Source organism: uncultured Draconibacterium sp. (assembly GCF_913060805.1).
Classification (GTDB): domain Bacteria; phylum Bacteroidota; class Bacteroidia; order Bacteroidales; family Prolixibacteraceae; genus Draconibacterium.
Window position 1 is genome coordinate 36,462 of sequence record NZ_CAJXTC010000015.1, and the last position, 11,440, is coordinate 47,901.

Annotated in this window: 6 protein-coding genes; 4 read left to right on the forward strand and 2 right to left on the reverse strand. The window is 43.2% G+C overall.

Annotation, left to right across the window (positions count from 1 at the left end):
- Window positions 1-41 precede the first annotated feature (41 nt).
- Both QZ576_RS10845 and QZ576_RS10850 read left to right on the forward strand, forming a co-directional pair.
- Complete coding sequence (locus tag QZ576_RS10845) at window positions 42-1,967, forward strand: peptide-N-glycosidase F-related protein (RefSeq protein ID WP_297096989.1); 1,926 nt, start codon at window positions 42-44, stop codon at window positions 1,965-1,967.
- A 211-nt stretch (window positions 1,968-2,178) separates the two neighbouring features.
- A complete protein-coding gene (locus QZ576_RS10850; RefSeq protein ID WP_297096991.1) occupies window positions 2,179-4,548 on the forward strand; it encodes a GAF domain-containing protein in 2,370 nt (789 codons plus the stop codon).
- Window positions 4,549-4,554: 6 nt separating this feature from the next.
- On the opposite strand, the gene QZ576_RS10855 is transcribed toward QZ576_RS10850, so the two are convergent.
- Window positions 4,555-6,054, reverse strand: coding sequence for a DoxX family membrane protein (locus tag QZ576_RS10855; RefSeq protein ID WP_297096993.1), 1,500 nt, complete (start codon window positions 6,052-6,054; stop codon window positions 4,555-4,557).
- A 25-nt stretch (window positions 6,055-6,079) separates the two neighbouring features.
- Window positions 6,080-8,818 carry a family 78 glycoside hydrolase catalytic domain gene (locus tag QZ576_RS10860; RefSeq protein ID WP_297096995.1) on the reverse strand — a complete coding sequence of 913 codons (2,739 nt, stop codon included), beginning with the start codon at window positions 8,816-8,818 and terminating at the stop codon, window positions 6,080-6,082.
- 133 nt (window positions 8,819-8,951) lie between these two features.
- Between QZ576_RS10860 and QZ576_RS10865 the strand changes: the two genes are divergently transcribed.
- Together QZ576_RS10865 and QZ576_RS10870 are read left to right on the forward strand one after the other, a co-directional pair.
- Window positions 8,952-10,247 (forward strand): cysteate synthase, encoded by a 1,296-nt coding sequence (locus tag QZ576_RS10865; protein WP_297096997.1) that lies wholly within the window; start codon window positions 8,952-8,954, stop codon window positions 10,245-10,247.
- Window positions 10,248-10,478: 231 nt separating this feature from the next.
- Window positions 10,479-11,246, forward strand: a complete 768-nt coding sequence (locus QZ576_RS10870; protein WP_297096999.1) for an NUDIX hydrolase — start codon at window positions 10,479-10,481, stop codon at window positions 11,244-11,246.
- Window positions 11,247-11,440: the final 194 nt, after the last annotated feature.

An 11,440-nucleotide genomic window follows, 5' to 3' on the forward strand; every position in this document is an offset into this window, starting at 1 on the left:
GTGTTATTAAATTTTTTTAATAATTAAGCTTTGAACAATCCATGAAAAAACTAATTGTATTTCTAACACTCCTAATTGCTGCTCAGCACTTGCTGGCACAAACCACAAATGTAGTCACGCACAACAAAGTCCTTATCAACACTGATCCGTCTCAAGGCGTGAAAAGCTTTGTAAAGTGGGGCGAATTTCCTTCAACCGAAAAAAAGATCAGAAGAATTGTTTTGAACCTGACACTTGCCTACCCGGAAGATCGTGCCATTGCCCACTGGGATTATATGGATCGCGTAAAAATTCTGCGAAAAGGAGGTGTTAATGGCGAAATGGTAAACTACGAAATTGGCCGAATGCTAACTCCGTACGGAAGCAACTTTAAAGAAGGCTGGAGTTACACCTGGAGTATTGATGTTACCGATTTTCAGGCATTTTTGCGCGACAGTGTTGAGATTGAATACATTCACTCGGGTTACGAATCACCAGATTTGGGTTGGGATTTAACCCTTGATTTCGACATAACTTTTGGCCCGCAGGTGGCCGATTTTATTTCGGTTGAAAAAATGTGGGAGGACAATTACCGTTACGGCGATCCGGAAGATCCTATCGAAGAACAGCTTGCTCCAAAAACGGTTACCACGGCAGAAAATGCTGATTTTGCCCGTTTTCGCATTCAGCATACCGGACACGGAATGGACGAACCTAGCGGATGCAGCGAGTTTTGCAGCCGTTGGCGCGAGTTGAAGTTTGACGGGGAAGTTATTGACCACCGAGACATGTGGAAAGACTGCGGCAATAATCCGCTCTATCCGCAAGGTGGAACCTGGATTTTCGACCGCGCATACTGGTGTCCCGGCGACTTGCAGGTGCCCGACGTTGTTGATATCCCTCTGACAAAAGGGAGCCACGAACTCGACCTGGATATGGAACCGTTTACAGCGAACAATACAGACCAGCCACACGAGCAAATCACGTCGTACCTGTTCCAATATGCCGCACCAAATAACAAAAACGATGTAGCCATTGAAGAAATTATTGCTCCAAACCTGAAAGACAATTACAACCGATTTAATCCACGCGGTTTCAGTCCGCTCATCAAAATCAGAAACCTTGGCAGCAGCGATTTAAAAAAGCTGACTATCCTTTATACAACCAAGGGATTTGAAGAGAAGACATTTCAATGGAAGGGCAACCTTGGTTTTTATGAAGCCGCTATAATCGCACTTCCGGGAGAAATCGATATGAAGGATGGCATAAATACCTTTTCGGTGATTTTGGAAGAACCCAACGGTAAAGAAGACGAATGGGACGGCGATAACAATATGAATGTTGAATTTGAGAGTATTCCAACAATCCCATCGAAATTTGTGGTGGAATTTATGACCAACAACAAACCCGAAGACAATTGGGTACATGTTGTTAGCAGCAGCTACGACACCGTTTATTCCAAAACACCCGAAATGCTCGATTCGGCCACAACTTACATCGACACCCTGGAACTGGAAGAAGGTTCATATTTCCTGAATTTGATTGACACTGCCGGCGAAGGACTGGAATTTTGGTTTCTGGCAGATGCCGGTTACGGGCGTTTGCGTTTAAAAGATACCGAAGGAAATCTGATTCATTTATTTGAAAGCGACTGCGGGAACGGACAGTTTTATGCTTTCAAAACCGACGACGATTTTAAAGTGGACACTACCATCTCGCATCTGTCGGTAAATATTTACCCACGAATGGTAAAAGATTACGCCACAATTTATACTACTACCAACAAACCATCAACACTAAAAGTGCGCATTACAAAAGATGGCGAGTACATTGAAACACACGAGTACACCAACATTAAAGATGCTCAAACAGGGCTTGACCTGCGGCATTTGAAGGAAGGGCGTTATGTGATGGAGATTTACGTTGATGGTGAACACAAAATGAACAGGCGCTTTAACAAGGTGCCACAAAGCGGATTCAGAAATTAGGAGTCGGCAGAATTTATTCACGTACATATAATCGCACTCAGCGCTGGCAAACAGGCAATTGGAGAACTATTCCGATTGCCTGTTTTCTTTCTTGCCGTATTTTTGTTCCGTAATTTGGTACAAAGTTGTATGTACCAAAACCTTGACAGGTATTAAAACGTTATTCTCAAAAGCATTTAGAGGAATAACTCACTCTTTTGAAAACAGTCCGATGAAAACAGATAAACAGATTAGCTGCCCATTCTCCCAAATCCCCTTCAGTTCAGTTCTTAGTTTTGAAATGCTGATAAAGGATATCGAGCGAATTGAATCGACGGCTAATCACCCGATGAAAGATCTGGCAAAAAGTACGCTGAATGCGTTGAATAAAGTTCCTGCGTTAAAAAAGCCGATTCACAACACTTCAATACTGAATGAGAATCAGGATCTGGTGAATCAACTTATGGCGTTTGTAATAAATCCCTTACGTCACCAAAACAGCATGGAAGCTTGTACGGCTCCAATCGGGCAAGATCCTTTTTTTGCTACCGAATTGCTAAAAAACAGCCTAAGTTGCGAGCACAAATTATTGGAAATTGCCAAAAGTGGTGAGCAGGATCTCTCACTGATTTCCAAATTATATCAGGCTTACCTGTTGATTCTGGAGAAATTTTACAACTATAAAATTGACGTTGATCTTCCTTTCACCTATCGCCTTACCGACACAAAAGACGGCTACATCAAATACATTCGGAAGCATGTAACAACCAACTATGTGCAGGTTCGCGAATTAAAAAAGCACACAAAAGTTACACCTGAAGATATTACCAAACTGCTTGATAATACCGATGATCTGGCGGTGTGGAACGAGATAATTCCCTTGGAGAACTTTGAATTTTCCGGATTTATTCATTTCAACCTGATTGATATTACGCAGGATTTTGTGATCTCGCAGTTGAAAACCGATTTGCTCGATAAAAAGACGATTGAAACAAACGAAGGTTTTGAAGTGCTGCAAAAACGGATGCGTGCTTTGTTCGACAATCCGAAACTAAAATTCGGAATGGCAGTGGCTCCCGATGAAGATGCAAACATGAATCTGAACCTGATTTGGGACACCATTATTCCCCGTACTCAGCTAAAATGCGATCAGTACATGGGAACAATCTACGAACAGGCTTTTAACGAAAACCGCATCATCAACACGCCTGATCTTACAAAATTGCCGCAGGATGTTGTTATTCAGAATCTGATCGATGCAGGAATAAGAAGCCTCGCAATCGTTCCGCTGTTTATCGACGAAACGCCGGTTGGGATGCTCGAGTTCGCCTGCACAAAACCAAACAGCATCAGCATGATGCAGATCAAGCGACTTTACGATGTTTTCCCAACATTTGCGCTGGCCCTGAAACGATCGAAAGAAGAATGGAACGACAAGATAAGAGCGGTAATCCAGGATCAGTTCACGGCTATTCACCCAACCGTGGAGTGGCGTTTTCGCGAAGCCGTTGGCCACTTTCTTTCTGAAAATAAGAACGGTGGGAAAACGGCGGTTGAATCCATTGTTTTCAACGATGTAGTTCCTATTTACGGTGCTTCCGATGTACGTGGCTCATCGCTGGAACGCAACCTGGCTATTCAGACTGACCTCACCGAACAACTAAAACATGCGCGTGAAATTCTGGACTACGCCCGTCAGATTAAAGAGATGCCTTTGCTTGAAGATATCTGTTTTAATATCCAGCAAAATATCGACACGGTACAAAACGGACTAAAAGCCGGAGATGAAGTTGTAATAATTGAATTTCTCACAAAAGAAGTTGATCCGTTTTTGCGCTTGCTAAAAGAACGTTTTTCGGAGCTTGAGGAACCGGTAACAGATTATTTCAGTTCGCTTGATCCGCACCTGAATGTGGTGTACAAAAAACGGAAGGATTTTGAGGAAAGCCTGACCCTGATTAATGAAGAGGTTAGTGAAATAATTGAAACCGAGCAGGAAAAAGCCCAGGAAGTTTTCCCGCATTATTTTGAAAAATACCGCACCGATGGAATTGAATACAACGCTTACATTGGCCAGTCGCTGGTAAAAGGATTAAAGTACAACGACATTTATTTGAAGAATATCAGGCTGTGGCAACTGCTGGTAAAAGTTAAAATTGCACGCAGGATTAAATTGCTGCAACCTCAGTTGGCAACAAAACTCGATATTACACAACTGATACTGGTTCATTCAAATCCGCTGAGCATTGCTTTCAGGCAGGATGAGAAGAAGTTTGATGTGGCCGGCGCCTACAATATTCGTTACGAGATTACCAAAAAACGTATTGATAAAGCGCTGATTAATGGAACAAATGAACGTGTAACGCAGCCGGGTAAAATCGCAATAATTTACTCGCATGCCGATGAAATAAGAGATTATAAAAAGTACATCGATTACATGATTGCAAAGGGATATCTGACCAACAATATTGAAGATGTTGAACTGGAAGATTTGGTGGGTGCTTCGGGTTTACGGGCTCTGCGCGTTGAAGTTGATCTTAGCGATTTAACGCCAAACCAAATTGCAACGGAAGAAATTGCACAGGTTGTAAGCAGTCAATAAAAGAGTTTAACCATACCATTTTCGTGTACGTCCTTGTAGATTATTCAGCGTATCGATGGTGATATTCACATCGTTTACCACCTGGAAATCGAACATACCCACACATATAAAATCGGCACCATTTTTAAAGGCCCAGTTAAAACCATCTTCGGGCTGAATAGCTCCGGCAGCCAACACTTTAAAACCCATTACCGGAACAGTGGCTCGGTTAACAAATTCAACCGTTTTATCCGGATACAAACAAAACAAATTGTCGTGAAAACGGTTGTGATCGGCATATTTTTTACCATCCACTTCAAACGGGAAACGATTCTCGCACGGGTGTGCCGACCAGTAATTATCGTGGTGCATGGTTTTCATGTAATAATCGGGAATAATTCCCTGCTCCTCGCAGGCAATCAACGAATCAACCGTATGCGAAGCCAGTCCGGCAGTGTATCCCTGCTCGCGGATATGGTTCAGCATTAAATCGATTTTATCCAGTTTATTGTCGCGTACCAGCCAGTCGCACCAGTTCCCCTGAATCTGAATTATGTCCACACCAAAATCGATGGCTTTATTAATATTCACCACCCAGTCGTTGTTCTCCGCATCGGGGTGCACCTGCGTGATCACTTTAATTTTACTGCCGGTCAACTTTTTATACTTCTGCATGGTGGCATTTGTCGGAAACCCGATATTGATGGTATTAATTCCGGCTTCCTCGGCCAGCATCAGCGTTTCAAAAATCTTCTTTTCAGTGTTGTAGGCTCGAAAAAGCGACGGCACATAATGCAGATCACGCGAGTGCGCCCAACCACCGATCAGATTTCCACCGGCCACCAAACGACTGATTTCGTGCGGCCCGATCTTTCCTTTCGGAAGTTCACCTTTCAGTTCTTTTATACCGGCTCCACCGACTTTTATGGTCGCTCCCGAAAGTGTGTCGACACCAAATTTTTGTGTTTCGTTAAAAGCTCCCAATCCCAAAACGCCCAATGCAGGAATCGTGGCCAGGTTTTTCAACGCCTCTCTTCGGGATTTCACGGAAGCCGATTCGCCACCCGTTTCTTTCTTCTTTGAGAAGAAGGGTAGCGCATATAATCCCCAGCCTTTTTCTTTTAGAACCAACAAAACGAGCAAGGCCAGCGCTTCAATCACATTCTTGTTTACTATGTACAGACTTCCTTCGGTATTGGCCAGCAAGGAACCTCCAAATGGCGGATGAGCAAAGTAGTACAACAATAGCAAAACCACGCCCGAAGCAGCCGAAATACGAATTGCCAAACCAAGTGTGAGCCCAAGACCGATAAGAACTAAAGCAGCCATATTCAGCGGATCCACAACATTCATGATGCTTTCAGAACCGCCCATCCACTGATACAATCCCGATAATGGACCAGTAGAACTTGATAAATATCCGGCAGCACTCCAGTTGCCATCAGCGAGTTTTGCGACTCCCTCGTACAAAAAGTGCCAGCCAATTGCTGTTCTAAAAATGGTGATGATGAGTTTTTTCCAGTTCATAGGACTGCTTTAATTTATACTACAATTAATTGCTAAAATTATAGGTGCCCGATCCAACTTCCAGCACCAGTTCGTTTTGGGCTTGCGAAACAATCTTCACGTCAGCATTGGTACTCAGCGTTTTTCCATCGGCAACAAAATCTGTCGTCGGCAAAATCACTGTTGCAGTGCAACCAACCGGAACAGTAATATCAACATTCAATTTCCCCTCATCCTGCTGCCATTTTATTCCGGCCTTTCCGTAAGGTGTTTTGTTGTAATATTTGGCAAATTCCATTTCGTCAACCGGTTGAGGATGAAAAATAATATGACGGTATCCCGGAATTTTCTCATCGGCCTGCATTCCTGCCAACTGACGATACAACCATACCAATCCCCCACCAAACATCGGGTGATTGTGCGAGCCACCGGTATCCCAATGCTCCCAGCTTGTTGTAGCTCCCAGCGTTAACCAGCGACCATAACCGGGCTCCTCTTTTTTGTTCATGGCCTCATAAGCCAGGTCGTGCATCCCATTTTCGGTAAGCACTTCAAAGAAAAACTGCGTACCAAATATTCCGGTATCCAAATGCCCTTTGTTCTTTTTAATGTTTTCCTTCAGCGCTTTTATCACACGTTGGTATTCAGCTTCAGGAACACCCATTTTCAGAGCAAAAATATTGGCTCCCGAGTTTCCGTAAGTTCCTTTTTCTGCATCGAAAAACCGCTTGTGAAATGCTTCTTTGGTAGCTTCTGCCAGCTCAGCATACTTTTTCGCTTCCTTACTTTTCCCCAAAACCTCAGCAGCTTTTGCGGTAATATCGGCACAACGCCAGAAATAGAAAGTGTGTACCAGTTCATCTGCCGGAAGATCGCCCGGTGTAACCCAGTCACCCAGGTTGAACCACCGCAAAACGTTGCCATTTAGGCCAACACGTTGCGAGTACATTATTCCTTCATCATCCACCCAGGTTTGCATGTAGCGCACGTATTCTTTCATCGGCTCGTAAGCCTCCTCCAGCATGTCAACAGCGCCGTAATGCACATAAAACTCCCAGGGCATAATATTTACTGCTGCTCCCCAGGCAACACCGCCGCCACAACCGGGTTGCCACGGTGCACCATTCGGTACATAGCCGGTTTCCACATTTTGAGCTCCGATAATATCCTGAATCCACTTGTGATAAAAGTTTTGTGCATCAAAGTTGTGTATCACGGTAACACACGCCACCTGCCCATCGCCGGTGTATGGCGAACGTTCACGGTGCGGACAATCGCTGGCAATTCCACCGTGCATGTTATCGGTCTGACTACGTTTCCAGATCTTATTTACCTCGTTAAAAAGCGGATTTGAAGTTTCGAATTTGGCCGATTCTTCGATGTAAGTATTTATCGCTTCGGCACAAATATTTTCAGGTTCCAGCACGCCCGGCCAGTTTACAATTTCCACCTCGCGGAAAACAAACCAGTTAAAACGAGCCGCATAATTTTCTTTGCCTTCACCCTTAAAAATGTATGAATTATCTCCCGAGAACGTATTCGACATATAGTTTATCTCTACTTTATGCCCTTCAGGGCCTTCCACATTTTTCAGCCGCACCCAACCCGAAATCTCAACACCAAAATCAACTTTATAATTACCGTTGTACATTTTCTCGATCCGCACCGGTTCAAGTGTTTCATAAACTTTGTCGGGATGAGCAGTGTGTGCCATCAACTTTCCTTCGGGCGCTTTTCTTAAAACTGCATTTTCCCATGCCGAATCGTCAAAATCTGCAGTGCACCAGCCGTCTTGCTCCAAACGCGCATCATAATGTTCACCGTAAAATACCATGTCCATCAAAATCGGACTTTTTGAAACCTTCCAGCTCTCATCGCTCACAATAACGTCCTCGGTACCGTCGGCGTAAGTTACATGGACCTGCATTAACAAACGAGGCGAACCATAACCCAAATCCCAGTGTTTGGCCGGATTATAAAACCCGTTTCCCAGTATCGCCCCAAAAGTATTCGCCCCGTCAACCATCTGATCCGAGATATCATAGGCTAGGTACATCACTTTGTATTCTCTGAAATTGTCATCAACAGGAATAAACTGTTCCGGAAGTCCGGGGCGTTTGCCATAGTTGGTCTGGTTGGGAACCAATACATCGTCGCCAACCTTTTTCCCGTTCAGATACATTTCGAAATAACCCAGTCCGGTTACATAAGCCACAGCTTTTTCAACCTGTTTTGTGGCGTTAAATTCTTTACGAAATAGTGGTGCAGGTGGTGGAAGTTCCTGCAGACGGTTACCATCGCTTCCCAAATTACGGGCAGGTTTTGGCAAAGTTTCTTCTCCTTGCCACGGAACGCCAATCCACTTTGCCTGCCAGTCACTTTCATTCAGCAATCCCATATGCCAGAATGCAGGCTCGCTCCATTCCGAAACTTCACCGTTTTTATCCCACACACGCACCTGCCACCAGCAATCCTGACGTGAAACCAGTTTGTCGCCGTCGTACTCTACGCGGGTTGATGCGTTGCTTTCAACCTTTTTACTGTCCCATAAATCGGGAGTTGAAAGTTGAGTTTTTGTGGTAGCTACCCGAATCTGGAAAGCCGTTTGAAGCTGTCCTTTTTCTCCTTCTTCTGCCACATTTATCCAGCCCAGACGAGGCTGCAGCACATCAACTACTGAAGGATTTTTAAGGTATTCGCAAGTAAGTTGTGTTGGATTGATTTTAGCATTCGATAAAAGACTGCCAATTGCTAAAAAGCATAGACACAGCAATAGTTTTTTCATAGTTTTAGGTTTTGTTGAAATCGCTTAAAGTTATCAATTTGTTGTTAATCCTAATTTTAAGATTTAAAAAATTTCGCTTGTTTTATGTCTGCATTTTCTACATTTGTCATTCTTAAAATAAAACAGACGTAGAATGAGCAAAGATTTTTCGCCCACAAAATACATCCTGAAATCGTTTAAAACAGGCAAGGAGTTTAAAGATGCTGGCTGGATGCTGGATGCTCCGGGTGAGGCCGAACCAACTTTAATTCGTGCTATTTACGATAAAAAACAAATTGACGTAAAAGACGATTCGTGGGGCTTGTACAAATTTGCCGACTGGTTACCAATTGGCCGGATGCTTGAAGGTTCATCGGCACCGGTGACCTACAAAAGCGAAGGTTTAGCAAAAGAATTGGGGCTCGAAAATCTTTGGATCACCTTTAGCGGCTACTGGCCCGAAAAAGGCACAAACATGAAAACGGCCTCGTTTAAAGAAACCGAAGCTTACTCGGTTTGCGGTCGTATGACAGAAGATATGCACCAGGTCTTGGTGGTGGCTTCTGCCGGAAATACTTCGCGTGCTTTTGCAAGAGTTTGCTCTGAAAATAATATCCCATTGCTGATTTGTGTTCCTGAAGATAATATCGGTGCACTTTGGTTCGACGCTCCGATTAACGATTGCGTAAAACTGATTTGCAGCAAATCGGGCAGCGACTATTTCGATGCCATTCATCTGTCGAATATTGTAGCCGGCATGGAAGGTTTTGTTGCTGAAGGTGGTGCGAAAAATGTTGCACGCCGCGATGGAATGGCAACGACAATGCTTTCGGCAACTACCACAATCGGCGAAATTCCTGATTACTATTTTCAGGCCATTGGTAGCGGGACAGGTGCGATTGCAGCATGGGAAGCCAATTTGCGTTTAATCGAAGACGGACGTTTCGGCAACAAAAAAATGAAACTGATGGTTTCGCAGAACACGCCGTTTACACCAATACACGATGCCTGGAAAGCTGATTCGCGTGCAATGTTGTCGCTTGATGATAACCTGGCCCGCGAGCAGGTAGAAGCAATTGTGGCGAAAGTGTTATCGAACCGCAAACCTCCGTACCCGATTGCAGGAGGATTATTTGATGCGATGAAAGATGCCGGCGGCGAAGTATTGCTGGCAAGTAATGAGCAGGCTCACCATGCAGGAGAACTGTTCCTGAAATCGGAAGGAAATGATATTCACCCGGCGTCGGCTATTGCAACTGCAACATTAATTGAAGCGGTTAAAGACGGCACGGTTAAAAAAGATGACCTGATTATGCTGAATATTACAGGCGGTGGCGAAGAGAAATTCAAAGCCGAAAATGACCTGTTCTATTTAAAACCTGAGATCGTTTTCGATATTAATCCGAACGAAGAAGAGGTAAAAGCAAAAGTGGAAAAGCTTTTTTCTTAGTAGCTAAAAAATATTTCTACATATAAAAAACGAAACCCGTATATGATCAGTATACGGGTTTTTCTATTCTTGTATGGAAATGGGATATATCAAAATATATCTCAAAAGAATGCTTTAATTCACACTGAAATCTTTAGAATTTTAAATAAAGATTGCGTTCATTTGTGTATTACAAAGAAAAAAACAATCTTCATTGTATCGGGATGATACAATGAAGATTTAACATTAAATATGGCTACTAACCAGAAGTTTAATTTTAAGAATTACGTTAAAAACACAAGTTTAACGGTGGGCGTCAACCCTGTAATCTTTTCTGTATCAGAAGACAAGCTCAAAGTTCTTATCGCCACCTTCGACCCCCGTATAAAAAAGTCGCTTCCCGGCGGAGCCATATTAAAAAATGAAAATGCCGATGATGCAGCCAACCGAGTACTAAAAGAATCCACAGGTCTTGGAGACATATTTCTTAAACAATTTCGTGTATTTAGCGAACCCGATCGATTTTCATATTCTACTGTTTATAACGAACTCCGGGAAGAAACTTACAAACCCCCCGAGGATATCGACATTCCCGACAGAGTTTTTACGATAGGCTATTTTGCGTTAGTCAATTTTGACACCGTTCAGCCAACGGGCGGCATTATTAATATCATGAGTGAATGGGTAGATATTGATGCGATTCCCGAGTTAATGTTCGACCATAACCTAATTGTTACCGAAGCATTGAACGCCCTTCGAAAAGAACTTTTTTTCGAACCAATAGGCTACAATCTTCTGCCCGAAAAATTTACAATGCCTGAACTGCAACGCATCTACGAAATCATTCTCGACAAGCCATTAACCAGAAGTAATTTTCAGCGAAAAATGCTGAACTGGGGAATTTACGAAAGGCTGGAAGAACGTAAAGAAGGCGTTTCACACAAGCGACCATTCTTGTATCGGTTCAACAAAGACAAGTACGAGGAAGCATTAAAAAGGGGAGCCAACTTTTGTTTCTGATTAGCTAACCATTCTTTTCAATTTCACGTAGATCATCGTTGAAAATGTGCCTGCACATATCAATTGCATGCGAAATCTGAATTTTGCCCGTTTTGTTATATATTTTTGCCCGTTTTGTTACATAGAATAGTAGGTACAAAATTTAAATTTGCTGTCTCTTTAAGTAGAAACATATAATTACACTATCATGATAA